We start from the raw sequence: 26476 nt of genomic DNA, 5'->3' as shown, positions 1-26476 counted from the left end.
GCTGCAGTCAGAGTATCACACTTTTAAGTTGTGCGACAAACAAATGACGCGTCAAACAGCTTGTTTTCTTTGCAATCTCTCGGGCAAGCCGTTGGCCCAGGCGCTGATCGTACCGGCCCCGAGGCAGACGACCATGTCGCCCGGACGGGCCTGTTCGCGCACGAGGCGTTCGAGATCGTCTTCATCCAGCAGCGCACGGGCGTGGCGGTGGCCGTGACGGATCAGGCCCTGCACCAGATCGTCGCGCGAGGCACCTTCGATCGGGTCTTCGCCAGCGGCAAAAACCTCGGCAATCGCCACAACATCGGCGTCGTTGAAGCAGGTGCAGAAATCATCAAACAGGTTGGACAGGCGCGAATAGCGGTGCGGCTGATGCACCGCAATCACGCGGCCTTCGGTCGCCTGACGGGCAGCCTTGAGAACAGCTGCGATTTCAACCGGGTGGTGGCCGTAATCGTCGATGATGGTGACACCGTCGATTTCTCCGACCTTTGTAAAGCGACGGTTGACGCCGCCGAAATTGGCCAGCGCATCGCGGATTTCCGCAGCTTTCATGCCCAGATGGCGGGCGACAGCCACAGCGGACAGCGCGTTTGAGACGTTGTGATCGCCGGGCATCGGCAGGGTGCAGCCTTCGATCATCTTGTCTTCGTATTGCAGGTGGATGTCGAAATGCGCCACGCCGCCCTTATAGGTCAGGTTCACAGCCCGCACATCCGCCTGCGCGTTGAACCCATAGGTGCGCACGCGGCGGTCGGTGATGCGGCCGACAAGGGCCTGAACCTCGGCATGATCGGTGCAGCAGACGGCCAGACCGTAGAACGGCAGGTTCGACACGAATTCGTAGAAGCCGTCGCGCAGCCTGTCGAAATCACCCCAATGTTCCATATGCTCGGGGTCGATATTGGTGACAATGGCAATGGTTGCGGGCAGGCGGTTGAACGAGCCATCGCTCTCGTCGGCTTCGACCACCATCCATTCGCCCTGCCCCATCCGCGCGTTCGATCCATAGGCGTGGATGATGCCGCCATTGATCACGGTCGGATCGAAATCGCCGGCCACCATCAGTTCGGCCATCATGGTCGTCGTGGTGGTCTTGCCGTGTGTTCCGGCAATGGCAATGTTCGAGCGCAGGCGCATCAGTTCAGCCAGCATGTCGGCGCGGCGGACAACCGGCAGCCCTCGGGCGCGGGCTTGGTCCAGTTCCGGGTTGCCCGGTTTGATTGCGGTCGAGACCACCACGACGGCGGCGTTTTCAAGGTTTTCGGCGCGCTGGCCGACGAAAATCTCGGCTCCCAAACTGGCCAGCCGGTCGGTGATCTTCGAGGCTTTCAAATCGGAGCCCTGCACCTGATACCCCAGGTTCAGCAGCACCTCGGCGATGCCCGACATGCCAATCCCGCCGATGCCCACGAAGTGGATCGGCCCTACGTCCTGCGGCAGTTTGGTTGCTGGGTTCATGTGGTCTCCTTCTGCGCCAGCTGCTCGACCAGAGCGACCAGACGCTGGGTGGCATCGGGCGCCCCGACCGACAGGGCACCATGGGCCATTTTCTGTGCAGCTTCGGGGTTCGTGAGAACCGTGGTGATTTGCTGTGTCAGCGTGGGAACGTCAAGCGCATTTTCCGGGATCATGATGGCCCCGCCGGCCTGGACCAGCCCGCGCGCGTTGGCGGTCTGATGATCCCCGGCGGCAGCAGCAAACGGGATCAGGATCGAAGGGCGACCGATGACCGAGATATCGGCCACGCTGGACGCGCCCGAGCGCGAGATCACAAGCTGCGCATCCGACATGCGGCGGGGAATGTCATCGAAGAAGGGCTGAACGTCGGCGCGGATACCATGATCTTGGTAGAATGCGCTGACCCGTTCGCCATCTTCATCCCGCGCCTGATGCGAGACACGGATATGCGCGCGAAGGTCTTGGGGCAGCGCGGCAATCGCACCGGGCACCATATCGCTGAGGATGCGCGCACCCTGCGAGCCGCCCATCACCAGAACCGACATCGGATAGTCACCCGGCGGGATATACCCGGCGGCGGCGCGGTCCAGAACCGCGGCACGTACCGGGTTGCCAGTGTGGATGCCATGCGCGCCTTCAGGCAGATCCGTCGGCCAGACGCCGCAGGCCACCTGTGCAACGCGGGTTGCAAACAGCTGATTCACGCGGCCCAGTACCCCGTTCTGTTCATGGATCATCCGCGGAACTTTCAGCAGGGTCGCTGCGCCCAGCGCCGGGATCGAGGGATAACCGCCAAAGCCTACGACAACATCGGGTTTGTCGCGCATCATCTGGAAGACCATGCTGGTGACACCACCAGCGATAATCGGGCCAACCATCGCCTTGGCCGCCAGACCGCCACGGGCGAAGGTGGCCGAGGACGCCTCGACAATTTCAGTCGAATGGGGAAAGCCGCCGGTATAGCGCGCACCGCGCGGGTCGGTGGACAGGCGCACGCGCCAGCCCTTGTGCAGCATCGCCTCGGCCAGCGCCTGAGCGGGGAACATATGGCCCCCGGTGCCGCCAGCCGCAATCAACAGGTAAGGGTTCCCCATTATCCTCGTCCGCGCAGAATATCGCCAAGTTCGCCCTGTGGGCGGTTTCGGGTGAAGGCCAGCAGCATGCCGACGGCAATACCGCCTGCAATCAGCGACGAGCCGCCATAGCTGACGAACGGCAAAGTCATGCCTTTGGCGGGCAACAGACGTACCGCAACACCCATGTTGATCATCGCCTGAACGCCAAACATGCAGGCCAGACCGGTACCGGCCAGACGGATGAACATGTCGCGTTCGCGCATCAGCCGCAGCAGCGAGCGCACGACGATCAGCGCGTATAGCGCAATGATGATCATGACGAGGATCAGGCCGTATTCCTCGGCCGCGACGGCGATGATGAAATCGGTATGGGCATCGGGCAGCGACCATTTCACCTGCCCCTCCCCTACGCCGACGCCGAACAAGCCACCTTCGCGGATGGCGTTGGTGGCATAGCCAAGCTGGGTGGTCGGATCGACCTCTTGATTCAGAAAGCCGTCGATGCGGCGGGCAAAGTGTTCGGAATTCGAATAGGCCAACATCCCGCCCAAAACGACAACACCGGCCATGCCTAGCAACAGCAGCATCGGTGCCCCGGCCACGAAATACATGACGCCCCAGCCGAACAGGATCAGGCAGGCCTGACCGAAATCGGGTTGCATCACCAACATGGCCACGATGGCCATGCAGAGCGCAAAGGACCACAACCGCCCCGGAGGACCGTTGATTTCCTGCGAGGCGGCCAGCAGCCATGCAGCCACGACGACAAAGCCGGGTTTCAGAAACTCGGACGGTTGCAGCGAGGCAAAGCCCAGTGAATACCAGCGCACCGCGCCTTTGCCGAAATCCGTTCCAAACACCGGCAGGAAGACCAGAGCGACGAAGGCCCCCAGAAAACCCAGAACGGCCAGACGCCGCACCAAGGTTGGAGACATCATCGAGGTCAGCAGCATCGCGATCAGCGCCAATCCGCCAAAGAAGGCCTGGCGCTCGACATAATGGAAGGGATCGAACCCGTTACGACCGGCCAGCGGCGGCGAAGAGGCCAGCCCCAGCAACAGTCCGATGGTAAACAGGATCAGAACGCAGGACATCGTCCAGCGATCGATAGTACGCCACCATTTCGGTAGAATCGGTTCTCCGCGCTGGTCCAGGACCGCGCCATACACCATCTCAGTCATGAGATACCGCCACTCTCTGCCTCGTTAACGCCCCGTTTTCGGGATCTGGCTGAAAGTCTACATGCAATTTGGCGATCAGGCCAGCCTGTTCGCGGGCAAATCGGGATTTCCCGCCCAAGACCCGTGCCGCACACCCGAACCGCCGGTCAGCCGTGTTGCGACGGCCACCGGGCGGAAGGCTGCGGGCTGTCAGACTTTGGTCAGCAGCAGCGGCACATCCAGCAACCCCGCCACACCGAACAGTTCGGCCCTGGGGGGTGGCGTGTAACCGTTGATCGCGTCAGCTTGCAGGGTTCCTGCGGCAGAGGACCAATACCAGTGGGTGTTGTCGAAACGCGTTGCAGATGTTTCGAGGTTCTTGAAGATGGCTTTGATCTGCACACCATTGAGAACATTGGGCGACTTTCGCTGCATCATCGCGATCGCCCCTGCAACGAGGGCCGAGGCCCCCGAAGTTCCGCCGAATTCAGTATAAAGCCCGGCAGGATCATCCACAGCCTTTTTTCGGGTTTCGACAGCCGCGGCAAGGCTGCCTTCGACATAGCCCCGCGGGCCGGGCACATCCAACGTCACCAACCGTTGAGATGCGAAATCGACAATCGGGATCGCGTCACCACTGCCGTCGCGTTTCAGGTGATGTTTCGGGTTTTCCAGATGGAAGTCAGTGGCCGAGGCTGCATCACGGTCCAGACGAATTTGATAGCGGTTGTATATCTCACCGTCATCCGAGGGGGCGGAAACGGTCAGATCAGCAGAGTAGTTCGAATACCCGGACCGGGTGCCATTATAGTTGACGGCCCCCACCGAGATGATCCCGTTGGTTGGATCACCAGACAAGCTGGCAGGATAAATCAACTCGCTTCGACCGTCATTGCCAGCGGCACAGACCACCGGAATTCTCGTGCTGACCCATTTGATGATCTTGTCCAGCGCCGACCATGCCATCGAGATGTCGCGCGCGTCGCCGTCGGGTTCGTCGCGCCTCGTCTCGTGCAGGCGGGTCTTTTCGTGCGAGTCCAGACCCGGATAGAACGGCTCGGTGCCAGTGGCAGGGCGAAATCTATATCCCGGCCAATGAGCAGGGTTCGCGGCATCGCGCGGAAACAGGATGACATGCGCGCCTTTGTGGAGGGCATAAAGAAACGCCGCAATCAATTCTTCCGGGCTGGGCGAGATCGACGTCGTGATCGGAATAATCCTGCTTTTGGGATCGACCCCGTAATACGCCGCGATATTGCCGGTATTGCCGAATTGATCGGCTGCAAAGCTGGTTCCGCAGGCCAGCCCGGCACAGCTGGTGCCGTGCCCGGCATAGCGATCGTCATAGGCATCGATGTAACGTTTGACGCCAAAACCCGACCTCAGCCCGGCAATCACCCGCCGTTCCTGAGAGGTCAGGCCCGGAATGCCCAAGGGGTCCTGAATGCCCGACAGATGTTGCACCTGTTCTTCGATATGCTCGGCCCCTGCCGCAACAGTCGACCGGTCGATGTATTTGACGCCGAACGGGTGGCTGGCCAGATCAAGGGCGTCGTCCCGAATGACCCTGTCCGCCGGAACCGGTCCGGTGTCCGGCGCTTTCAGGTTTGGGTGATGCGGGGCCACGCCCATGTCGATCAGGGCGATTTTCGCCTCGTCCAGAGCAGGGCCTGTGAAATCCCAGATCGCGCTGTCGATTTCCGGGCAGGTCTCTCCGTCAGCGGGCGGGGGCGCCTTGACGGTCAAGGCTTTGATCGCGACCAGATGCCAGAGATAGTAATATCGTGCGTAGTCTTCGTTTCCTGCGGTCATTTCGTCACCTCGCGTTGATCCTTAACCCAGCCATTCGTCTTGTGCTTCGTCCATCAGTTCGTCCAGAACCTCGGTCAGGTAAGCCACAGTTTTTCTGGCCAGACTTCGCCCGGCGGCTGTGTCGCTTGGGTAGTGCAGACCAGCCCATTCGCGGTTTTCAGCAATCCGCTGGGCGCGGTGGAACAAAGCGACAGTGCCCGGATGTTCAGGGATCAGCCGCGAGAACAGTTCGGCAATCGCGAAGGATTGGTAGGAGTGGTTCGAGGGGTAAGCCGCATGAAAAGGCACCGTGATAAAGGGCCGGATCAGCGGCTGGATGATATTGGGTCTGGGCCGGCTGAAGCGGTTCTTGTAGGTCAGGCCAATCTCATTCGTCAGTTCCAGCAGGATCGTCATCAGCGCACGTGTCGCATCAAAGCCACCCTGCTCGTCAATGCCCAGCGGGCTAAGATAGTCATCAATACCAAAGCCAGCCTGCGCCACGATTTCCTCGCGCCGTGTCGCCTGATTTGACCATTTGAGCCGACCTTGCAGGATCAGCAGGTATTCGGTTTCCTTCATGCTTTCGTCAGGGCCCGGTGGCGGCAGAAGGTCGATGTTTTCCCAGACCTTGCCCAGCAGACCGGATGCGGGCAGCATTCCGATCCGGCACAGATCGCGCATCTCGCGCCAGCCGAAGGAGGCATCACTACCGCCAAAGTCAAAATCGCTGCGGTTCCGGTTGCGATTGCGGTTTCTGTTTCGGTTGCGGTTTCTGTTGCGATTGCGGTTTCTGTTGCGATTCCTGTTTCGATTCAAAGCAAACGCCGAAGATGCGCTCATCGCGATTGAGGCCGCGCCGAGGGCAGAACGTTTCCCGATCTCATCGTCTTTTGCATCTTTTACGCGGCTGTCGGATCTGAAGGGATCAATGAACTCTTCGTTCTCCATGAAATCAGTAAGGTCGCGCAGTTTCCTATTATCCACCAACTCGGGATTCAGTTCATGGATAACATTGAGGTATTCAATAAAGGTTTTCCGCTGCGCGTCGTAAATGAAGTTGTCCAGCGCTGATCGGTTCTCTCCCGATGTGGTGCTGAGGCCTCTGGAGTTTCTGGCAAGGTTCATCAATCTGATTACTTTGCACGAGATCAGCTCACCACGTCGGACCATCATGCCAAAACCGTTGAGCGTGGAAACGTAAGACATAAGTAAACCCCCTACTTTTACCCCTACTTCAAGCGTGTTGCGGCAATCCGATCCTGGACAGGCCGCTTTCCATCAGTTGCGCGCTGAACCGTGTTGGCACCGGGAACCGGTCTTGCTGGATGCAGGCCAGCGACATGTCCGGTTCCAAGTTGGTCAGCCGCTGCAAGGCGAACTCGCCTCGCTGCCGGTCACCTGCGTGCCCGTAAGCCGCAGCCAGATAGCGCATGACGGTTTTGAACTGCGGCTGAACCTCCATCACGGATTCTCCGAACCTGATGGATTTCTCGAACTCGCCATTGACCAGCGCGGCGACGCAACCGGCCCCGTCGAACAGGTGCCGGTATGGGCTGTGCCGCCCGATAAGCCTTGCCTTCTGCGCGGCTTCAACCGCCAGCGCCGGACGATCCGTGTAGCAATAGAGCATGGCGGCTGAATCCCAGCTCATCGCCCGATAAGGGCTGAGCTCGAGCGCGCGGTCGACCAGATCCTGCGCCACCGAAAACTCTCGGAACACGTAGGAGTGCACGTGGGCGACAAGGCCCAGAACGGTGCCGTTATCCGGGTCAGCCTCGACCGCGCGGCGGGCCAGATCGCGCGCCTGCGCTTCCAGCGCGGCATCCCAGGTACCGTACCGTTCGCCGACCTTGAAGGTCGTGACATAGGCCAGCCACGCCAGATAGACCGGCTTGGGATCAAGCTCGTAAGCCGCCAGAATATCGGCCTCGAGCTGGTCCAGCCCCGGCCCGGTCATGGTCAGCAGGTGATGCACGGCGGCAACGGCGGTTTTCGCCGCGTGATGGGCGGCCGGGTCGCGCATGTGACGCCCGTTCAGCAAGGCCGTCAGCAAGGCGTCGGTGGCATAACTGATGAACGACGTCAGCCCAGAGCAGTTTTGACCCAGAAAGTCACCTTGGTCGGCCACTACATTCTGGCTCCAGATCACTTTCCTGTCTTCCGACCGCATTGCTGTGGCGGACACTTGCAACATGCTGCCACAGGTCGAGGCGCGGCATTGCAGGAACAGGTCAGGCCCTGCCGACAAAGGTTCCTGCGGGAACGCAATCTGCGGCACCCGGTAATCCTGAACCTCAAGCGCTTCGGTTTCGGTAAGGGATTTGGACAGCTGTTCCGCAACGATGTTGGACACGAATGCCGCGGTTTCGGAACCACCCCCTACATCCGGAGACAACAGACCGATCACGAAATTCGGGCGCGGTAAGGTGAACGACAGCTGTTCTGACCGGAAAGCCGTTGGGTTGGCGGGAACAGGAACCGGCTGTTCTTTTCCGTCCTTCTCATAGGGGACGTCGATTGTCGCGCGTGCAACTTTAAACAGCTCGAGCGAGGCACCGATATTCTTGAGATTGGGCCGCCCGATCGAGTTGAACAGGAAATCCTGCCGCCCGCGCAGCGCATTGCGCACAACGCTTGAGACCAGAACCTCGCCGGACGACCCGACGCTTTCGATGCGCGCTGCCGTGTTCACGGCGTCACCGATGATCTGCTGGTCAACCTCGAACGTGTCGCCCAGATGTATCCCAATTCGATACCCTTTGGCGTACCGGTCGGGGGCATGGGTCAGGACATCCTGCACCCCCAGCGCAGTTTCGACGGCGGCACGCGCACTTGGAAAGACGGCGCATAGCCCGTCACCGGTCAGGCCGGTCACCCGGCCCCGAAAGCTGTTAACCAGATCGCTGACGCAGTTCAGATCGCGGCGGATTCTGGCCAGCGTTTCAAGCTCGGCCTCGCGGACGGCGGCAGAGTAATCACATGCATCAAGGAACAGGATCGCCCTGAGCCGCGCCTTGGGAAGGTCGCTTGGATTGTTCAAATTCAGATTAATACCCATGATCGTGTCTCGGAACTCTTTAACTTGTTGAAATGTGCCACCCCGAAAACAGGCGGGCTGGCACGCATCAGAGGCGTGTTGCGATTGCAAATGCAGCCGACGGGTGTGAATGGCGCTGCATTGCGCGGGACGGGCCAGGGGCCTGAATGGAAATCACGAGGCATTAATCGGCCCGCTGATGAGATTTGGTTTCTAAAATGCGTTAAGTTCAAAATAATAAGAGTTATTGTATTGTTTTAGTGAACTTCCGTCGACATATTTTTATTTTTGCACATATTTTTCGGTGTAATTTGGCCAATTTACCCGGCATCTGTGGCGCTTGGTGCTTGGCGGGCAAGACGGGCTGATGCGGCAAGACTTCCCGTTAGGAGTGCGCGAGGGCTGACCCCGGTCAAGTCCTTGGCATTGGACCTTCCTGTTGCCGCTGAACCGGGCGGACAGTACGACGCAACAGCGGCTGACAGGTACCGGAAATCGATTCTCCAAAAAGTATCCGAACGTTGCCCGGCCCTCACCGTTTCTGCCGGTCAAGCCAGTCACCACCCTGTTTGGTGGCCCCACATGTGGCGGGATCAGATGCCTTGCACAACCTGAACGGTGCCCCAATTTGATCGGACCCGAACGTAGTTTTCTGCGATCTGCACCCTTCCAGCCCAGCCCCGAAACACCCGCGCAAAATCCCGACAACCAGCCCAAACCGGCCCCCGTGCAAGGGTGTCACCGCCCGCAGGCCCCGATTTTCCGGGAATCATTCACCTGACAACTAAATCCTTTGCCTCAGGCCCGATGCGCCGGGTTTCACCCTTGTCATCGCCGAAAATCCACGCCAAGGGCGGTGCATGAGGTTCGATACGATCATATTGGGCGCCGGAGCGGCAGGCATGATGTGCGCGGCCCGTTGCGGTGGGCGGGTGCTGGTGATCGACCACGCCAAGGCGCCGGGCGAGAAAATCCGCATCTCGGGCGGAGGTCGGTGCAATTTCACCAATATGTATGCAGGCCCGGACAACTTCCTGTCGCAAAACCCGCATTTCTGCAAGTCCGCGCTGGCCCGGTTTACGCAGTGGGATTTTGTCGATCTGGTGAACCGGCACGGCATCGGATGGCATGAGAAAACGCTGGGGCAGTTGTTCTGTGATGGCTCTTCAAAGCAGATCATCCAGATGTTGCTGGACGAGATGAGCCGCGCCGGTGCCGAGCTGTGGGTGCAGACCGCGCTGCGTGATCTGCGCAAGGATGGCACCGGATTCGCGCTGGAGGTCGAGCGTGAGGGGCAGCGCCTGCATCTGACCTGTGCCAATCTGGTATTGGCCACGGGGGGCAAATCCATCCCCAAGATGGGCGCGACCGGGCTGGCCTATGACATTGCCCGGCAGTTTGGCCTGCGGGTGACCGACACCCGCGCGGCGCTGGTGCCATTCACCTTTTCGGATGGCCGGTTCAAGGACCTGTCCGGTGTTTCCCTGCCCGTGCGGCTTTCCAACAAACGCACAAGTTTTGACGAAGCGCTGTTGTTCACCCATCGCGGCCTCAGCGGGCCGTCCGTTTTGCAGCTGTCCTCTTTTTGGCGCGAAGGTGAGGAGATCGGCGTGAACCTGATCCCCGAACTGCCCCTGTTCGATCTGCTGCGTGCGCAACGGCAAAACGCCGGGCGCAAGGCGCTGACAACGGAACTGGCGCGGCATCTGCCGTCCCGGCTGGTCGAGTATCTGAGCCAAGTCATTCCGATGTCCGGCAATCTGGCCGATCAGTCGGACGCGAAGCTGTCTGAACTGGTCGCGGCCCTGTCTGACTGGCGGCTGGTACCGTCGGGAACCGAAGGGTATCGCACTGCCGAGGTCACACTGGGCGGAATAGATACCGATGATCTGTCATCGAAAACGATGGAGGCCAAGGATGTCCCTGGCCTCTATGCGATTGGCGAAGCGGTGGATGTCACCGGGTGGCTTGGCGGCTACAACTTTCAATGGGCGTGGTCATCAGGCCATGCCGCAGGTGTTGCCATTGCCGCCAGACATTAACCTACACTTCCGTTTGCGCGGCATTAACCTACGACGTTGTAGCCGCGACCGCGCATGCAGTTGCGCACGATCACTTCCTGGTTCTGGGTGTTGCTGATCGCACTGGCACCCACACCGACCAGAGCACCGGCCGCCGCCGCACGGCCAAGATCGCTGGCGCTGTTGTCGATAATTGCCGTGGTTGCCGCAGCACCGGCCGCGCCGATGGCGGCAGCGCCCGCGGTGTTGCTGTCCAGCGTCGGACGGGACCGCGCCAGCGCCTGACAATTGGCCAGATCGGACTGGTAGTTCGGCCCCACAGGCCCGTCGATGATAGGAACATAATTTGCCCCGCTATTGGCACAGGCCCCGGCCAGTGCAACGACGGGAAGGATGGAGAGAATTTTGCGTGCAGACATTTCCGCTTCCTCTTTATTGAACTTAAGGTGACGCAACCTCAATTCCAACAAAGTGTCAATCTGACTGAAAAATGTCCACATCTACTGGCGGGCTGTTGCAGGTGCGGTGTTAGCCCAGCCGTTTTTGCACCTGCGCTGTGAAATCGTCGCCACGCTGTTCGAAATTGTCATATTGATCGAAACTTGCTGCTGCCGGGGCCAGCAGAACGGTCTCGCCCGCCTGTGCATCCGCCATGGCCTGCGCCACTGCCGCCTCCATCGTGGTACAAACCTGTGCGTCGGACGTCAGTTGCATCGCAAAGCCCGCCGCCTCACGACCGATAACATAGGCTTTGATCACCTGATCCGCTGCTGCGTTCAGGGCTGCGACACCGCCTTCCTTTTCAAGGCCGCCACAGATCCATCGGATCTTTTTGAACGCCATAAGCGCTTTCAGGGCGCTGTCGACATTGGTCGCCTTGGAGTCGTTGACATAGGTAACCCCGTCGGCCTCGGCGATGATCTGGCTGCGGTGGGGCAGGCCCGGGAACCAGTGCAGCGCATCTTCGATCACCCGCGGGGCAAGGCCCAGCGACCGGCAGGCCGCATAAGCCGCGCAGGCGTTCTGGTGGTTATGGGCACCGGGAAGGCCCTTGATCGCGCGCAGGTCGATGGACCCGGCCTGCCGCCCCTTGCGGTATTCCGACAAAAACCCCTTGCGCGCAAAGACCTGCCATCCCGGCCCCGTCAGCTTTCGCGTTACCGAGATACGAATTACGCGGTCATCCGCTGGCCCTTCGGCCAGTTGGCCAGCAAGAAAGGCGCCTTCGGTTTCATCGATGCCGACGATCGCGCGGTCCGGGCCGCCTTCGGCAAAGAGGCGCCGTTTGGCCGCGAAATATCCCCCCATGCCGCCGTGGCGGTCCAGATGATCTGGCGAAAGGTTGGTGAACACCGCCACATCCGGGGTCAGCGCACGGGCCAGTTCCGTCTGATAGCTGGAAAGTTCCAGCACCACGACCGAACCATCGCCACCCGGATCGATATCCAGAACACCGCGCCCGATATTTCCGGCCAGCTGCGCCTCGCGCCCGGCCTCGGTCAGGATGTGATGGATCAGCGCTGCGGTGGTTGATTTCCCGTTCGAGCCGGTGACCGCGATGACCCGTGGCGGAGTGTCATAGTTGCTCCATTCCGGCCCCGCAAAAGAGCGGAAGAACAGCCCGATATCATTGTCCACAGGCACGCCTGCGTCCAAGGCTGCGGCAACCACGGGGTTGGGTTCGGGATAAAGATGCGGAATGCCCGGTGAAACGATGAGCGTGGCAATGGTGTCAAACGCCCCCTGTTTGCGAAGGTCGGCACAGGAGAATCCTTCGCCCTCGGCTATGGCGCGGGCTGTCGGGTTGTCATCCCAGCAGACCGGCTCCGCCCCGCCTGCGCGCAAGGCGCGTGCGGTTGCCAGACCGGACCGGCCCAATCCCAGAACCGCAACTTTCTGCCCTGAAAAGCCTTTGACCGGGATCATTCTAACCACCTTCTTTGATTTGGATTTGGAGGCCACACTGCACTGAAGAAAATTACAATGACAAGGGGCGTATCAGGCTCGTGCTGCGGCGCGAGCCGGGCCCAACAGGTGGCAGGAGGGCCGCAGCCCCTTCGAACCTGGCGGGAGCGTTACCGCACCTTCAGCGTTGCCAGACCGATCATCGCCAGAATCAGCGAGATGATCCAGAAGCGGATGACGATGGTAGGCTCGGCCCAGCCCTTTTTCTCATAATGATGATGGATCGGGGCCATCAGGAAGACCCGCTTGCCGGTGCGTTTGAAGTAGAGGACCTGAATGATCACGCTCAGCGCCTCGACCACGAACAGGCCGCCGACGACGGCCAGAACCAGCTCGTGCTTGGTGGCCACGGCAATGGCGCCCAGCGCGCCGCCCAGCGCCAGCGATCCGGTATCGCCCATGAAGACCGCCGCCGGGGGGGCGTTGTACCACAGAAATCCCAGACCCGCACCAAAGAGCGCTGAGGTGAAGATAAAGATCTCACCCGTACCGGGCACGTAATGCACGTCCAGATATTCGGTAAAGTCGACGCGGCCCACCGCATAGGCGATCACGCCCAGCGTCGAGGCGGCGATCATCGCTGGCATGATGGCCAGACCGTCCAGACCGTCGGTCAGGTTTACCGCGTTGGCGGCCCCTACGATCACGACAATCGAGAACGGGATATAGAAGATACCCAGATTGACCAGCGTGTCCTTGAACACCGGCACAGCCAGTTGATTCTGCAACGCTTCGGGGTGGTGCAACGTCGCCCAGAGCGCGGCCAGCACCGCGATGATCACGCCCAAGGCAAGGCGCATCCGCCCCGGAACGCCCTTGGTGTTCTGTTTCGACACCTTGGCATAGTCATCCGCGAATCCGATGGCCGCATAAGACAGGGTCACGAAAAGCACCATCCAGACGTAAGGGTTGTCCAGACGTGCCCAGACAAGGGTCGAGGTCACAAGAGCACCGACAATCAGCAACCCGCCCATTGTTGGCGTGCCTGCCTTGGAAAAATGCCCCTCGGGGCCATCATTGCGGATCGGCTGGCCCTTGCCCTGCTTTCTGCGCAGCACGTTGATCAGGGGCTTTCCGAAGATGAACCCAAAGATCAGTGCCGTCATGAAGGCACCGCCTGCGCGGAAGGTGATATACCGGAAGAGGTTCCAGAAATCCCCGCCATCCGACAGGGCGGTCAACCAGTACAGCATGACAATACCTTTCTCACACGAGGCGCATGGGCGTGATCACCCATCAAGCGCGCCCCCTTGCCCCATTTTGCGCAGACCGTCAACAATCGAGGCCAATCCCATGCTGAGAGAGCCCTTGGCCAGAACAGTATCGCCGTCCCTGACCAGCGACGGCAACCGTCCGGCCATCTCGGCGCTGGTTTCGGACCAGAGACCGCGTTTGGCAGGGGGCAGCGCGTGGTGCAATGCCCGCATCAACGGGCCGATACAATGCACCTGATCGACATGTGCCATCGCTTCGGCATCGGCCATGGCGGCGTGCATCGCCACTTCCTGTGTGCCCAGCTCTTTCATGTCGCCCAGAATGGCGATGCGGCGTTTGCCTTGTGAGGCAGCGAGTACATCCAGCGCGGCCTCCAGCGAGGTCGGGTTGGCGTTATAGCTGTCATCCAGCAGTTCGATCTGCCCGCCGCCGGGCAGAGGAATGCTTTCCCGTACGCCGCGCCCCTTGACCGGGGACCATGCGCGCAGACCTGCGACGGCGTCATCGAGATCAACACCCAATTCAACGCAGGCTGCCAAGGCCCCCAGCGCGTTCATGGCGAAATGCGTACCGGCAGAGTTCACCTCAAATCGGATTACCTGTTCACCAACGGCAGCCTCGGCTTTCACGGTGTTCGCCGCCTGCTGAACGTCGGTCAGCCGGTAATCCGTTGCGCCTTGGCCGAAATCCACGATTCCGGCCCCCTGCCCAAGCGCCGTTTGGCGCAGGATGTCTGCGTGGTCGATATCTGCATTGACGATTGCCGCGCCACCGGGTTCGAGCCCTTCAAAGATCGCTGCTTTTTCATGGGCGATACCAGCGACGGACTCGAAGGCTTCCAGATGCACCGCCGCCACGGTTGTAACCAGCGCCACATGCGGGCGGGCCTGCCGGGCCAGCGGGGCAATCTCGCCCGGATGGTTCATTCCGATCTCGATCACTGCGAATTCAGTGTTACACGGCATCCGTGCAAGGGTCAGCGGAACGCCCCAGTGGTTGTTGTAACTGGCCACGCTGGCATGGGTTTTGCCTTGTGTTTCGAGGATCACGGCCAGCATTTCCTTGGTCGATGTCTTGCCGACACTGCCGGTCACCCCCACCACACGCGCATTCGTTCTGGCGCGTGCCGCCTGCCCCAAAGCCTCGAGCCCCGCCTGAACATCATCGACGATCAGCAGTGGCGCATCCGGCGATACGTTGTCGGGCATATGCGAGACCAAAGCCGCGCCCGCGCCTTTCTCAAGCGCTTGGGCCACGAATTCATGCCCGTCCCGCGCCGCTTTCAGCGCAACAAACAGATCACCGGGTTGAAGGGTTCGCGTGTCGATGGAGACACCATCAGCGGTCCAATCGGTCGTGACCCGCCCGCCCGTTGCCTGAGCGGCCTCGGATGCTGTCCAGAGCGTCATGCGACCCTCCCGTCCAGCGCGGCGACGGAAATGCTGGCCTGTTCCACATCATCAAAGGGCAGCACCTGATCGCCGACGACCTGCCCGGTTTCGTGGCCCTTGCCCGCAATCAGCAGTGCGTCGCCGGGTTGCAGGGCATCGATGCCGCGCAGAATGGCTTCGGCGCGGTCGCCGACCTCGGTCACGCTGACGTCGCCCGCTGCCTCGAGTGCACCTGCCATGACGGCGGCGCGGATGGCGGCGGGATCTTCGCTGCGCGGGTTGTCATCGGTGACGAAAACCATATCCGCATAGTTCGAGGCCGCCCTGCCCATCAGCGGGCGTTTCGTGGCATCGCGGTCGCCGCCCGCGCCGACAATGGCAATCAGGCGGCCCATCACATGCGGACGCAGCGCCTTGAGGGCGGTGGCCACGGCGTCGGGGGTGTGTGCGTAATCCACAAAAACTGTCGCGCCGTTGTCGCGGGTTGCGGCCAGCTGCATACGCCCGCGCACGGTGGTCAGATGCGGCAGTGTTTCAAAAACCCGTTCGGGGCTGTCGCCCGCAGCAATCACCAGACCGCAAGCCAGCAGGATGTTTTCGGCCTGGAACCCTCCGATCAGGTTCAGGCGGGTCTGGAAGGTCCGGCCCTGCCACGCAAATCGCAGGTCCTGCCCGGTGGCATCGAACCGCTGGTTGATCAGGCACAGATCGGCGTCGCCCAACCCGACGGTCAGCACCGATTGACCGCGCGCCTCGGCGATCCGGCGGACCCGAGACCCCTTGGGATCGCTCAGATTGATAACCGCGGTGCCATCCTGTGGCAGAACCCGGTCGAACAACCCGGCCTTTGCTGCGAAATACGCTTCAAAAGTCTCGTGGTAATCCAGATGGTCCTGCGTGAAGTTCGAAAACCCGGCAGCGGTCAGGTGCACGCCATCCAGGCGGCGCTGTTCGAGGCCGTGGGACGAGGCCTCCATCGCGGCATGGGTCACGCCGTTTTCGGCGGCTTCCGCCAGACAGCGATGCAAGGTGATCGGCTCGGGCGTAGTATGGGCCAGCGGCGCGGTCCATGCCCCTTCGACTCCGGTTGTCCCAAGGTTGACGGCCGCGTGGCCCAGTTCGGTCCAGATCTGGCGCACAAAGGTGGCAACCGAGGTTTTTCCGTTGGTTCCGGTGACTGCGACAATGGTCTGCGGCATCGCGCCGAACCACAGGGCGGCGGCCCCGGCCAGCGCCTGACGCGGGTCTTCGACAACCACCAGCGCCGCATCCGACACCGCAAGTTCAGCTGCTGCGATTCTCGCCCCTTCGGCATCGGTCAGGATGGCGGCGGCCCCCATGCGCAGGGCGTATTGGATGAACGAACCACCATGAACCCGCGTGCCGGGAAGGGCTGCGAACAGGAAACCGTCTTTCACCTCGCGGCTGTCAACGGCCAGCCCGGTGATCTCGGGGTTTACCCCGCCTCGCGCGGTCAGGGCCAGTTGGCTGAGTTTCTTTGACCTTGTGCCCATGACCCACCTCTTGCCGGACAGCCTAGTTTGAGGTCAGCGTTATAGCAGCGCCCGCCTCAGGCTCAAGCCGGGGACGCAAGCCCAGCAGAGGTGCCACGCGACCGATAAGTTCGGCAGCTACAGGCACTGCTGTCCAGCCTGCAGTTCGGCGTTTTTCACCGTAAGCCACGATCGAGGGTTCATCCAGCGTGACGATCAGAACATATTTCGGATCGTAGGCCGGGAAGATCGTTGCGAAAGTGGCGATGACCTTGTCTTCGTAATACCCGCCGCGTGGCTTGGGCTTGTCTGCCGTGCCGGTCTTGCCAGCCACGTCATACCCTTGCACTTCGCCAAAGCTGGCAGTGCCATCCGTCACCACCTTGCGCAGCATTTTCTGCGCCTGACGCGCGGTTCCCTGCGACATCACGCGGGGGCCGTATTGCGGACCGTTCTGGCGCAGGATGGTCGGGCTGACATAGTGCCCGCCATTGGCAATCGCCGCATATCCCGCCGCCAGATGCATCGGGCTGGTTGACAGGCCATGGCCGTAGGAGATGGTCACGGTGCTCAGCTCGCCCCATTTCTTCGGCATCAGCGGCACACCACCCTTGGCTTCGACAATCTCGAACGGAGTCGGTTCGAACATGCCGAGCGCATTCAGAAAGTCCTGCTGCCGCTGCGCACCGATCTGCAACGCCAGACGCCCGGTGCCACGGTTCGAGCTGTGGACGATCACATCCGCCACGCTGATCTTGCCGTAATTCTTGCCGTTAAATTCACCAATCGGGAAGCGCCCGATCTTCATCGGGCCGGATGTATCGATGATGGTGTTCGAGTTTACCAGCCCAAGCTCGACCGCCTGCGCGGCGGTGAAAATCTTGAAGACCGACCCCAGTTCGTACACGCCTTGCACATAGCGGTTGAACAGCGGGCTGTCTGAGGGATCAAACCCCGAGGTCGGCGGGCGCGGACGATCATTGGGATCGAATGAGGGCAGCGAGGCGGCGGATACAACCTCGCCCGTATGCGCATTCATCAGAACCGCCGACGCGCCCTTGGCATTCATGATCTTCATACCGCCATAGAGCACTTGTTCGACCGCGGCCTGAATGGTCAGGTCCAGCGACAGTTGCAGCGGCTTGTTGCCGTTGGCGGGATCGCGCAGATAGTCGTCAAACTGCTTTTCCACCCCGGCCACACCGATCACCTCGGCGGCGCTGACGCCCTCGCGGCCAAAGCCGGAGCCGCCAAGGATGTGCGCGGCCAGCTTGCCATTGGGATAGAGGCGCATTTCGCGCGGGCCAAACAGGATGCCGGGATCACCGATGTCGTGCACGGCCTGTTTCTGTTCGGGCGAGATGCGTTTCTTGATCCACAGGAACTTGCGGTTGCCGGTGAAGTCCTTGACCAGACGCTCTTTATCCAGATCGGGGAAGATCGCGACCAGCTGATCTGCTGCCGCAATCGGGTCGATCATCAGCGGTGGCTGCGCGTAGACGGAATAAGTGTCCAGATTGGTTGCCAGAATGCGCCCTTCGCGGTCGACGATATTGGCGCGCTGCATGGCAATCGCAGCCCCCGGCGCATTGGCCAGCGGCTCCTGCGCCTCGGACGTTGCCAACATACCCATGCGGACGCCAACCACCGTGAAAGCGCAAAAGAAGAACAACCCCAGCACCAGCAGACGCCCTTCGGCGCGGGCGCGGGCGCGGTCTTTCATGTCTTCGTGGCGCTTGCGGATGTTTTCACGCTCGATCGCCTTTGGGTTTTCGCCCCGGGCGCGGGCGTCAAGGATACGGGCCAGTGGGCGAAGGGGCGTGCGCGTCATGGGATCTGCACCTCGGCCAAGGCCTGAATGTCGGTGATGGCCTGCAATTCAATCGGGTCAACGATGGGCAGGTCAGGATCCTCGGCAAAGGCAATCTGGTCGGCGCGCCCGAACTGTTCGGCCCGCAGAGGCAGCAGACCAAGACGTTCAAAATTCAGGTCTGCCAGTTCTCGCAGCCGGTCCGGGCGGTTCAAATAGGCCCATTCGGCGTTCAGGACCGCCAGCCGCACCTGCGCCATGCCGATCTCGCGTTGCAGGGATTGCGTTTCCTTCACCACCTGTTGGGTGCGATAATTCTCCTGATAGGCCCAAAGCGCCAATCCGAACACGGACAGGGCAGTCAACACATACAAAACACTCTTCATCTTGCCCTTCCCCCAAGTTGAGGCGTTCCAATGGCGCGGGCCTCAATTTCCCCCGCCGGAGCATCGGTACGGATCGCAACACGCAGCTTGGCCGAGCGCGCGCGCGGGTTTTCCTGCAATTCCTGTTCGTCGGGCCCCACCGCCTTGCGGGTCTTCAGCGTAAATTGCGGCCGGTCCTGTTCCATCTCGGGCGCATAGCGGTTCGCACGCCCTGTCTTGCCCGCGCGCGACTGAAAGAACCGTTTGACCATCCGGTCCTCGATGGAATGGAAGGTGACAACGGCCAGCTGCCCACCAGGTTTCAGCGCACGTTCGGCAGCCATAAGGCCCTGAAACAGCTCTTCATATTCGGCATTCACCGCGATCCGCAGGCCCTGAAAACTGCGCGTTGCGGGATGCGATTGCCCCGGTTTCGGACGCGGCAGGCAGGATTCGACAATCTCGGCCAGTCGCAGGGTTGTTGTGATCGGCGCCTCGGTTCGTGCCCTGACAATCGCCTTGGCAATCCGGCGGCTGGCGCGTTCTTCGCCATAGTGGAACAGGATATCGGCCAGTTGCGCCTCGGTCGCGGTGTTTACCAGATCGGCGGCGCTTTCGCCTTGCTGGCTCATCCGCATATCCAGCGGACCGTCCTTCATGAAGGAAAACCCGCGCTCGGCCTGATCCAGCTGCATCGAGGACACGCCAAGATCCAGTACAACGCCGTCCAGGTCCTGCGCGTATTCGTCCATGCGCGAAAATACGCCGGGCTGCATCACCAGCCGGTCGCCGTAATCCTGCGCCCAATCTGCCGCCATTTCAAAGGCCAGCGGATCTCGGTCTACACCGATAACCTTGTCCGCCCCGGCCTCCAACAGCCCGCGCGTGTAGCCGCCCGCGCCAAACGTGCCGTCCAGCCAGATGCCAGTGACCGGCGCAACCGCAGCCAGCAAGGGGCGCAGCAGAACGGGAATATGTGGTTTTTCTGATGAGGACGCAGCGCCGGCCATGCCGTTACGCATCCCCGGTGCCATCTAGGAACTGCATCGGATCAAAATCGTCAGGCAGATCATCCATCCATTCTTCGGTCTTGGCCAGTTCCTCGACCTCGTAGGTCTCGGGTTTCCAGATCTGAAAGGTGTCACCTGCGGCAATAAAGAACGCCTCTCCTTCCAGACCGATCTTGCTGCGCAGCTTGGCGGGCAGCACAAGACGCCCGGTTTCGTCCACGTTGGTCGGGAAGGACTGACCGTGGAACATGCGCTGCAACATCCGCCGCTGCATCGAGCCACGCGGCAAGGCATCGATCTTGGCATCAACCTCGTCAATCGCCTGCATGGTATAGCATTCAAGGAACCTGCGGCGGTGGTCACCATAGACAATCACCAGTTCAGGGTTGTCACCGGGCTGCCAGTTGGGATCGGACGATTCAAGCACACGGCGAAACGAGGCCGGGATCGACACCCTGCCCTTCGTATCCACCTTGTGGTGGCTCTCACCTCTAAACCTGCGCGCCAAGACGACTGTCCCTTTCGCTTGCGCCCCACCTTGAATTCACGGTCCCCCCGGATGAAAAACGGCGGGTTGATCTGCTGCCACTGATCAACCCGCCGCATTGACCCGCTAAGCGGGATGTCCAGCTGCGCGCGCCACCTGGGGGGATGTCTGCTCGCCCGCGCGCCGGATCTCTTGGTTGATGAAAGCGAGATGCCTGTATGAAACCTGAATATTTTTGGTCGGGGTCGTTTGGTGCCCCTGCTGCCTCGTCCTCATCGGATGTATTAGGGATGACATGGGAATTCATGGAAATCAATAGGAAACTTGCGCAGCGTGTCATGAGGAACACGGCCAGAGCGGAATATCATTGAAGGATTCGAGTCCCGCGACACCAGTTTTAGCGTGTGATGAAAAACACGCCCCTATATATAGAAAATTCTGCGGCCGAATTTTTTCCCGCGATTTCCCAAGAAATTTGCCTGCTTTTCTTTTGGACTGGAAATATTAGCCCCAAATGCACAATCAGCCCTTCGAATCGTTCAGAATTTCGGATCGCTTTCCGGCAATCTCCCCCACGCGACCACATCGCCCCATGATTTCCCACGAGCGATTTACCCATGCCTTGTCAACATCAGAACGGATATGTTTTGCCCATTTTCCCGCCGAGCGCGCTCAATTCAAAGGCAGGCCGCCGTGAAGAGCCAGATGTCGTCGCAAAAGCTGACCTAGGGTCGACCCCATATTTTCAAGGCGCATCGCGGCAGGAAGAAAAAACTGAGCCAATCTATGCATTTGCTGCATAGCAGCATTGATGTCGTGACCTATTGTGCAATTGCAGCATTTGCCTATCTTCAGTCTCAAGCAAGGGCCGGACGATACCGGCAAGACAAAAAGATACGGATGAAGAGCATGGCAGTCGCAAGCACGCATACAGCAGTAAAGAACGCACCGGCGTTTGGTTTTGGCGCAGTTTTGGAAAACGCAAAGACCCGGTTCGTACGCTATCGCCTGTACCGCCAGACCGTCAATGAACTGTCCGCTCTGTCGAACCGCGAGCTGGCCGATCTTGGCCTGCACCGCTCGATGATCCGCCGCGTTGCCATGCAGGCAGCGAGCGAACAATCCGCGCGATAAGCGCAACACGCATACTGAGATCAGGCCCTTCCTCCTCCCTTAGGGTCTGTAATCAGCGGCAGCGTCTTCCTCCTCCCTGACGTTGCCGCACCTTATACCGGCCTCAACCTGCCGGACACGGATACATCGGGGCTTCCTCCTCCCTGCCTTGATGTTGAAAGCGCGCGGCGATGTCTTCCTCCTCCCTGACATCGCCGCGTCTTCCTCATACCGGGTTCAAACCCGGGTTCGCATACATCAGGGCTCTCCTCCTCCCTGCTCTGATGTTGACAAGACGGCGGTTCCCTCTCCTCCTCCCTGGGAACCGCCGTTTTTTGTTTTTCAGACACTGGTGTAGGATTGCATCCTGACTTCTGATGCGGAGGACGCCATGGCCGCCTATTTCATTGCGCAGATCAACATTCACGACCCCGACGGGTACCAGGGCTATCTGGCAGGTTTCATGCCGATCTTCGACCGCCACGGCGGTCGCCTGCTGACGGTCTCATCCAAACCGGTCGAACGGATCGAAGGCGATTGGCCAGAAGGCGGGATTGTGTTGATGGAGTTTCCGGATCTTGCAGCGGCGAACGCCTGGAAGGACGACCCGGATTACATCGAACTGGCGAAGATCCGAAAGGCCACCGCAACCACCAATCTGGTTCTGGTCGACGGGATATGACGCCTCAGAACGGGACGTCATCCTTGTTGGTCAGAAAACGCGAGACCACTTTCTTGATGCCCGCCTTGTCGAAATCGACCTCGACCTTGTCACCTTCGATCCCGATCACCGCGCCATAACCGAATTTCTGGTGAAACACCCGCTCGCCCAGCGTGAAACTGGCCAGTGCGGTGGCGTCGATCACCGTGTTGCGGCTTTCGCGGGGTTGCGACATGCCATATTGGCCCTGCCGCGCCTGCAGCCGTCTCCAGCCCGGCGAGTTATAGACGTTGGCTTCGGCCGCGCGGGTTTCTATGCCCGCCGTCTGATGACCGCCACCATAAAGGCCCGGAGGTGTCAGCACCTCGACATGGTCCTCGGGCAACTCGTCAATGAACCGTGACGGCATCGAGTTCTGCCATTGCCCGAATACCCGCCGGTTTGCGGCGAAGGAAATCGTACAAACCTCTTCGGCGCGGGTGATGCCGACATAGGCCAGACGGCGTTCTTCCTCGAGTCCTTTGAGGCCGGTTTCGTCCATCGACCGCTGCGAGGGGAACAGCCCGTCTTCCCACCCCGGCAGGAAAACGACGGGAAACTCCAGCCCCTTGGCCGCGTGCAGGGTCATGATCGAGACTTTAGCGCCGTCACCATCCTGCTCATTGTCCATGACCAGGCTGACATGTTCCAGAAACCCTTGCAGGTTTTCGAAATTGTCCAGTTGGTTGACCAGTTCCTTGAGGTTTTCCAGACGCCCCGGCGCTTCGGGGGTCTTGTCGTTCTGCCAATGGGCCGTATAGCCAGATTCGTCGAGAATGATCTGGGCCAGTTCGATATGGGTATGCTCGGGCGCGCCATATCGGATAGGCGAAACCCCATCATCGATAACAGTGTCATCATCGACCTCAATCCGGGGACCGCGTGTCATCGCATTCCAGCGCACCAACCCGTCGATCAATTCGCGCAGCGCTTTGCCGCCCTTGCCCTTGATCAGCCCATTGTCGACTGCGATCCGGGCACCTTCGACCAGAGACACGCCGTTCTCACGCGCCACAATCTGAATGGCCTGCTGCGCCTTGTCGCCCAATCCGCGTTTAGGCGTATTCACGATCCGCTCGAACGCCAGATCATCCTCGGGGCTGGTCACCAGTCGGAAATAAGCCATGGCATCGCGGATCTCCATCCGCTCGTAGAAACGCGGGCCGCCGATCACCTTGTAGGGCAGACCGATGGTCAGGAACCGGTCCTCGAAGGCGCGCATCTGGTGCGAGGCACGGACGAGAATCGCCATCTCATCAAGATTCATCGGACGGATACCGCGCGTCCCGCCCTGCATCGCGTCGATTTCCTCACCGATCCAGCGGGCCTCTTCCTCGCCATCCCAATGGCCGATCAGGTTGACCTTGTGGCCGTCTTTGGCATCGGTCCACAGCTCTTTACCCAAACGGCTTTCGTTGCCCCGAATGACGTTGGAAGCTGCTGCCAGAATATGTGGGGTCGAGCGATAGTTTTGTTCCAGCCGCACCACGTAGGCACCGGGAAAGTCCTTTTCAAACCGCAGGATGTTACCCACCTCGGCCCCGCGCCAGCCATAGATCGACTGGTCGTCATCGCCCACGCAGCAGATGTTCTTGTGCCCCCCGGCCAGCAGGCGCAACCACAGGTACTGGGCAACGTTGGTATCCTGATACTCATCCACAAGGATGTAGCGGAACCAGCGCTGGTATTGTTCCAGAACATCCGGATGGGTCTGAAAAATCGTGACCATGTGCAACAGCAGGTCGCCGAAATCCACCGCATTCAGCTCGCGCAGGCGGGTCTGGTATTGAGCATAGAGCTCAATGCCCTTGTTGTTATAGGCCCCGGCATCCGCCGCAGGCACCTTGTCGGGCGTCAGCGCACGGTTTTTCCAGTCATCGATGATCCCCGCCAGCATCCGAGCCGGCCAGCGTTTGTCATCGATATTGGCGGCCCGAACCAATTGCTTGAGCAGGCGCAGCTGGTCGTCGCTGTCCAGAATGGTGAAGTTCGATTCCAGATCGACCAGTTCCGCATGGCGGCGCAGCAGTTTGACGCAAATGGAATGGAAGGTGCCCAGCCATGGCATCCCCTCGGCGGGCTGGCCAAGCAGGCGGCCTACTCGTTCTTTCATCTCGCGCGCGGCCTTGTTGGTGAAGGTCACCGACAGAATCTCGTTCGGGCGCGCGCGCGCTGTGTTGAGCAGATGCGCAATCCGGGCCGTCAGCGCCTTGGTCTTGCCGGTCCCCGCCCCGGCCAGCATCAGAACCGGGCCGTCCAGACGTTCGACCGCGTCACGTTGCGCCGGGTTCAGATCATCCAGATAGGGTGAAGGGCGCACGGCCATAGCCCGCGCCGACAGGGATGCGCCTTCGAAGGCGTCCATTTCGTCAAAACTACTCATGCCCCCAAACTACGCCGGATGATCGCCGAGGGAAAGAGTTTGTTCACGGCTTGTTCGCGGGGATTTTTCAGGTCTTTTTGCATTCAATTCTAAACAAAGATGCCGCTGCCCTGTAGAGCTGTTAACCCTCTGTCAAGTCCTGACCCGGATGCTGGTTCCATGGCTGCGGGAGTGGAACAGATGGAAGCGACGGAACTGGCGGGCGGGTCGTCACGGCTGAAACTTGTGGGTGTGACCTTGATTCTGATCGCGCTGACAGCGGCAGCGGGATGGGGCATCTATGCTGCCCCTGCCCCGGTTGTAGACCGCATGTTGGAATCGGACCTGCGAAAAGACGCCATGCGGTTAAGCCGTCAGGTCGAAAGCCATCTGAACAATCTGGATGCAACGTTTCGGTTCCATGAGTTGAACGAGCATGACGCGGAATTCCTGATGCTGTTGCCCGAAACCTCGGATATTTATCGGTTCAAGCTGTTTGACGCATCCGGTCAGGTGTTCTGGTCGACCCGTGCAAACGATATCGGGGCCGTAAATACAAAACCTTACTTCCAGTCGGTTGTCGCCGCCGGAAGGGTCTACTACAACCACGAAGAAAAGCCCGCGACAGAGGTTGATTCATTTGACAACGACCCCGCTAAGCGAACCGGCCCGGGCAGCCGCCATGTGGCAGAAGTCTATACGCCGATCACCGTGGATGGCGTATTCCTGGGCGCTATCGAGTTCTATTCGGACATCACCGATCTCAGGACCCTGTTCATTACCCGTGTGCGTTGGTCGTTGGTGTTTCTTAGCGGTGTCGCGCTGCTAGCACTGACCACTGTCATACTGATTGTCCACCGCACCAACCGCCGCCAGATGCGTGATTTGCGCAAACGGGCCGTGAAAGAACGCGAACTGATGGGAGAGCAGCTTCGCCTGGCGCGCGAGGTGCGCCTGCTGGGCGAGTTGAACGAATGGCTGCAATCAAGCCGCTCACTGGATGAGCTTTTTGACATGGTGGCGCGCTTTATGACCCATATCCTGCCCGAGGCCGAGGGAAGCGTGTACGTCTATTCCAACTCGCGCGATGTGCTGGACGGGTGTGCCAGCTGGAACGGGGGAACGCATAAATCTCATATCCATCCGGAAGGATGCTGGGGCTTGAGGCGCGGCCGGACTTATGAGTTCGGTGCCTCAGAGATCGATTTTGTCTGCGAACATGCCGAACCGCATGACGGACGGCCCTATTTCTGTTTTCCCATTCTGGCCCACGGGGAAACCGTTGGCCTGTTGCATCTGCGCGCGGCTGAGGGGCGAGAGGCCTGTTTCCATAAAAGCCGCAAACTGGCGCAGCTGTGCGCCGAACAGATCAGCATGGCAATCGCCAATGTCCGCATGCGCGATCAGCTGCATGACCAGTCGGTGCGCGACCCGCTGACCGGGCTGTTCAACCGCCGCCACATGACCGAGACATTGCGCAAGGCCATCAGCCGCAGCCAGCAGACCGGTGCGGCGCTGAGCCTGATTGCCGTGGACGTGGACCACTTCAAGAAATTCAACGACACGCACGGTCATGACGCGGGAGACATGGTGTTGCGTGCCGTCGGCGCGGCGCTGGAACAGGGTTGCGACCGGGACGAGATCGCCTGCCGCATCGGCGGCGAGGAATTCATGCTGATTCTGCCCGACAACCGCCCCGAAGATGCCATGACCCGTGCCGAGCAGTTGCGCCAGTCGGTCGAGGCGGTCATTGTCCGCTATGGTGAAAAGGCCCTGCCCCGTATCACAATCTCGGTCGGGGTCGCGCATTACCCCGCCCACGGCACCATGCCGCAGGATTTGATGCGTGCCGCGGATGATGCGCTGTATGTCGCCAAGGACAAGGGGCGCAATCAGGTTCACGTCGCCGCCGGGGCGCTGGAGCAGGCAAGGCGCGTTCCTGCAACGGGTAAACGCCCATCGCCGGAAGCCGCTTGAAAACCTTGCCGAATCGCCCCGCAGGCCGGATCAATCCGT

Annotated in this window: 20 protein-coding genes; 4 read left to right on the top strand and 16 right to left on the bottom strand. The window is 60.4% G+C overall.

Translation table 11 applies throughout. From position 1 onward, the window contains the following. Positions 1 to 51: 51 nt before the first annotated feature. The 6 genes from murC to ACR0BF_RS07390 form a co-directional block, all read right to left on the bottom strand. Positions 52 to 1461 carry a UDP-N-acetylmuramate--L-alanine ligase gene (gene murC / locus ACR0BF_RS07415; protein ID WP_480493805.1) on the bottom strand — a complete coding sequence of 470 codons (1410 nt, stop codon included), beginning with the start codon at positions 1459 to 1461 and terminating at the stop codon, positions 52 to 54. Then, the gene (locus tag ACR0BF_RS07410) at positions 1458 to 2555 is read right to left on the bottom strand and encodes a UDP-N-acetylglucosamine--N-acetylmuramyl-(pentapeptide) pyrophosphoryl-undecaprenol N-acetylglucosamine transferase (protein WP_480475949.1); all 1098 of its coding nucleotides are present in this window, start codon (positions 2553 to 2555) and stop codon (positions 1458 to 1460) included. Before ACR0BF_RS07410 ends, murC begins: the two co-directional genes overlap by 4 nt. Continuing rightward, on the bottom strand, positions 2555 to 3718 hold the full coding sequence (gene ftsW / locus ACR0BF_RS07405; RefSeq protein WP_480624590.1) for a putative lipid II flippase FtsW: 1164 nt from the start codon (positions 3716 to 3718) through the stop codon (positions 2555 to 2557). The genes ACR0BF_RS07410 and ftsW overlap by 1 nt, the downstream gene beginning before the upstream one ends. A gap of 189 nt (positions 3719 to 3907) precedes the next feature. Then, complete coding sequence (locus ACR0BF_RS07400) at positions 3908 to 5509, bottom strand: S8 family serine peptidase (RefSeq protein WP_480624589.1); 1602 nt, start codon at positions 5507 to 5509, stop codon at positions 3908 to 3910. Positions 5510 to 5530: 21 nt separating this feature from the next. Beyond that, a complete protein-coding gene (locus tag ACR0BF_RS07395) occupies positions 5531 to 6697 on the bottom strand; it encodes a phosphatase PAP2 family protein (RefSeq protein WP_480624588.1) in 1167 nt (388 codons plus the stop codon). 28 nt (positions 6698 to 6725) lie between these two features. After that, on the bottom strand, positions 6726 to 8549 hold the full coding sequence (locus tag ACR0BF_RS07390) for an adenylate/guanylate cyclase domain-containing protein (protein WP_480516290.1): 1824 nt from the start codon (positions 8547 to 8549) through the stop codon (positions 6726 to 6728). A gap of 839 nt (positions 8550 to 9388) precedes the next feature. Between ACR0BF_RS07390 and ACR0BF_RS07385 the strand changes: the two genes are divergently transcribed. Further along, complete coding sequence (locus ACR0BF_RS07385) at positions 9389 to 10570, top strand: BaiN/RdsA family NAD(P)/FAD-dependent oxidoreductase (protein ID WP_480624587.1); 1182 nt, start codon at positions 9389 to 9391, stop codon at positions 10568 to 10570. Between the two features lie 23 nt (positions 10571 to 10593). Here ACR0BF_RS07385 and ACR0BF_RS07380 read toward each other — a convergent pair whose 3' ends face one another. From ACR0BF_RS07380 to mraZ, 9 genes are all read right to left on the bottom strand, one after another. Continuing rightward, on the bottom strand, positions 10594 to 10968 hold the full coding sequence (locus ACR0BF_RS07380; protein ID WP_480475937.1) for a glycine zipper family protein: 375 nt from the start codon (positions 10966 to 10968) through the stop codon (positions 10594 to 10596). 109 nt (positions 10969 to 11077) lie between these two features. Beyond that, a complete protein-coding gene (gene murD / locus ACR0BF_RS07375; RefSeq protein ID WP_480624586.1) occupies positions 11078 to 12475 on the bottom strand; it encodes a UDP-N-acetylmuramoyl-L-alanine--D-glutamate ligase in 1398 nt (465 codons plus the stop codon). 149 nt (positions 12476 to 12624) lie between these two features. After that, a complete protein-coding gene (mraY, locus tag ACR0BF_RS07370) occupies positions 12625 to 13707 on the bottom strand; it encodes a phospho-N-acetylmuramoyl-pentapeptide-transferase (protein WP_480475931.1) in 1083 nt (360 codons plus the stop codon). A 36-nt stretch (positions 13708 to 13743) separates the two neighbouring features. Continuing rightward, positions 13744 to 15138, bottom strand: a complete 1395-nt coding sequence (locus ACR0BF_RS07365; RefSeq protein WP_480624585.1) for a UDP-N-acetylmuramoyl-tripeptide--D-alanyl-D-alanine ligase — start codon at positions 15136 to 15138, stop codon at positions 13744 to 13746. Next, positions 15135 to 16634 (bottom strand): UDP-N-acetylmuramoyl-L-alanyl-D-glutamate--2,6-diaminopimelate ligase, encoded by a 1500-nt coding sequence (locus ACR0BF_RS07360; protein ID WP_480604459.1) that lies wholly within the window; start codon positions 16632 to 16634, stop codon positions 15135 to 15137. Before ACR0BF_RS07360 ends, ACR0BF_RS07365 begins: the two co-directional genes overlap by 4 nt. Before the next feature lie 22 nt (positions 16635 to 16656). Continuing rightward, positions 16657 to 18444 carry a peptidoglycan D,D-transpeptidase FtsI family protein gene (locus ACR0BF_RS07355; RefSeq protein WP_480554073.1) on the bottom strand — a complete coding sequence of 596 codons (1788 nt, stop codon included), beginning with the start codon at positions 18442 to 18444 and terminating at the stop codon, positions 16657 to 16659. Beyond that, on the bottom strand, positions 18441 to 18809 hold the full coding sequence (ftsL, locus tag ACR0BF_RS07350; RefSeq protein ID WP_480554072.1) for a cell division protein FtsL: 369 nt from the start codon (positions 18807 to 18809) through the stop codon (positions 18441 to 18443). The genes ACR0BF_RS07355 and ftsL overlap by 4 nt, the downstream gene beginning before the upstream one ends. After that, positions 18806 to 19798 (bottom strand): 16S rRNA (cytosine(1402)-N(4))-methyltransferase RsmH, encoded by a 993-nt coding sequence (rsmH, locus tag ACR0BF_RS07345; protein WP_480622250.1) that lies wholly within the window; start codon positions 19796 to 19798, stop codon positions 18806 to 18808. Before rsmH ends, ftsL begins: the two co-directional genes overlap by 4 nt. A gap of 4 nt (positions 19799 to 19802) precedes the next feature. Continuing rightward, on the bottom strand, positions 19803 to 20306 hold the full coding sequence (mraZ, locus tag ACR0BF_RS07340) for a division/cell wall cluster transcriptional repressor MraZ (protein ID WP_480624584.1): 504 nt from the start codon (positions 20304 to 20306) through the stop codon (positions 19803 to 19805). Between the two features lie 888 nt (positions 20307 to 21194). Between mraZ and ACR0BF_RS07335 the strand changes: the two genes are divergently transcribed. Continuing rightward, the gene (locus tag ACR0BF_RS07335; RefSeq protein WP_480516274.1) at positions 21195 to 21419 is read left to right on the top strand and encodes a DUF1127 domain-containing protein; all 225 of its coding nucleotides are present in this window, start codon (positions 21195 to 21197) and stop codon (positions 21417 to 21419) included. A 370-nt stretch (positions 21420 to 21789) separates the two neighbouring features. After that, on the top strand, positions 21790 to 22080 hold the full coding sequence (locus ACR0BF_RS07330) for a DUF1330 domain-containing protein (protein ID WP_480516272.1): 291 nt from the start codon (positions 21790 to 21792) through the stop codon (positions 22078 to 22080). 4 nt (positions 22081 to 22084) lie between these two features. Here ACR0BF_RS07330 and ACR0BF_RS07325 read toward each other — a convergent pair whose 3' ends face one another. Continuing rightward, a complete protein-coding gene (locus ACR0BF_RS07325) occupies positions 22085 to 24481 on the bottom strand; it encodes an ATP-dependent helicase (protein WP_480624583.1) in 2397 nt (798 codons plus the stop codon). A 159-nt stretch (positions 24482 to 24640) separates the two neighbouring features. On the opposite strand from ACR0BF_RS07325, the gene ACR0BF_RS07320 reads away from it, so the two are divergent. Then, positions 24641 to 26437 (top strand): sensor domain-containing diguanylate cyclase, encoded by a 1797-nt coding sequence (locus tag ACR0BF_RS07320; protein WP_480624582.1) that lies wholly within the window; start codon positions 24641 to 24643, stop codon positions 26435 to 26437. Positions 26438 to 26476 lie beyond the last annotated feature (39 nt).

It is taken from the genome of Ruegeria sp. AG7, from assembly GCF_056541545.1.
Note: the sequence above shows the minus strand (reverse complement) of the source record. Positions and strands in the feature narration are given on the sequence as shown.

Excerpts from the sequence above, each read along its gene's own strand:
- ACR0BF_RS07410 (WP_480475949.1), bottom strand. The coding sequence starts at position 2,555 with ATGGGGAACCCTTACCTGTTGATTGCGGCTGGCGGCACCGGGGGCCAT.
- ACR0BF_RS07320 (WP_480624582.1), top strand. The coding sequence starts at position 24,641 with ATGGCTGCGGGAGTGGAACAGATGGAAGCGACGGAACTGGCGGGCGGG.
- rsmH (WP_480622250.1), bottom strand. The coding sequence starts at position 19,798 with ATGGCCGGCGCTGCGTCCTCATCAGAAAAACCACATATTCCCGTTCTG.
- ACR0BF_RS07395 (WP_480624588.1), bottom strand. The coding sequence starts at position 6,697 with ATGTCTTACGTTTCCACGCTCAACGGTTTTGGCATGATGGTCCGACGT.
- ACR0BF_RS07380 (WP_480475937.1), bottom strand. The coding sequence starts at position 10,968 with ATGTCTGCACGCAAAATTCTCTCCATCCTTCCCGTCGTTGCACTGGCC.
- ACR0BF_RS07325 (WP_480624583.1), bottom strand. The coding sequence starts at position 24,481 with ATGAGTAGTTTTGACGAAATGGACGCCTTCGAAGGCGCATCCCTGTCG.
- ACR0BF_RS07385 (WP_480624587.1), top strand. The coding sequence starts at position 9,389 with ATGAGGTTCGATACGATCATATTGGGCGCCGGAGCGGCAGGCATGATG.
- mraY (WP_480475931.1), bottom strand. The coding sequence starts at position 13,707 with ATGCTGTACTGGTTGACCGCCCTGTCGGATGGCGGGGATTTCTGGAAC.
- murD (WP_480624586.1), bottom strand. The coding sequence starts at position 12,475 with ATGATCCCGGTCAAAGGCTTTTCAGGGCAGAAAGTTGCGGTTCTGGGA.
- ACR0BF_RS07400 (WP_480624589.1), bottom strand. The coding sequence starts at position 5,509 with ATGACCGCAGGAAACGAAGACTACGCACGATATTACTATCTCTGGCAT.
- ACR0BF_RS07390 (WP_480516290.1), bottom strand. The coding sequence starts at position 8,549 with ATGGGTATTAATCTGAATTTGAACAATCCAAGCGACCTTCCCAAGGCG.
- ACR0BF_RS07335 (WP_480516274.1), top strand. The coding sequence starts at position 21,195 with ATGGCAGTCGCAAGCACGCATACAGCAGTAAAGAACGCACCGGCGTTT.
- ftsL (WP_480554072.1), bottom strand. The coding sequence starts at position 18,809 with ATGAAGAGTGTTTTGTATGTGTTGACTGCCCTGTCCGTGTTCGGATTG.
- ACR0BF_RS07365 (WP_480624585.1), bottom strand. The coding sequence starts at position 15,138 with ATGACGCTCTGGACAGCATCCGAGGCCGCTCAGGCAACGGGCGGGCGG.
- ACR0BF_RS07360 (WP_480604459.1), bottom strand. The coding sequence starts at position 16,634 with ATGGGCACAAGGTCAAAGAAACTCAGCCAACTGGCCCTGACCGCGCGA.
- ACR0BF_RS07330 (WP_480516272.1), top strand. The coding sequence starts at position 21,790 with ATGGCCGCCTATTTCATTGCGCAGATCAACATTCACGACCCCGACGGG.
- ftsW (WP_480624590.1), bottom strand. The coding sequence starts at position 3,718 with ATGACTGAGATGGTGTATGGCGCGGTCCTGGACCAGCGCGGAGAACCG.
- ACR0BF_RS07355 (WP_480554073.1), bottom strand. The coding sequence starts at position 18,444 with ATGACGCGCACGCCCCTTCGCCCACTGGCCCGTATCCTTGACGCCCGC.
- murC (WP_480493805.1), bottom strand. The coding sequence starts at position 1,461 with ATGAACCCAGCAACCAAACTGCCGCAGGACGTAGGGCCGATCCACTTC.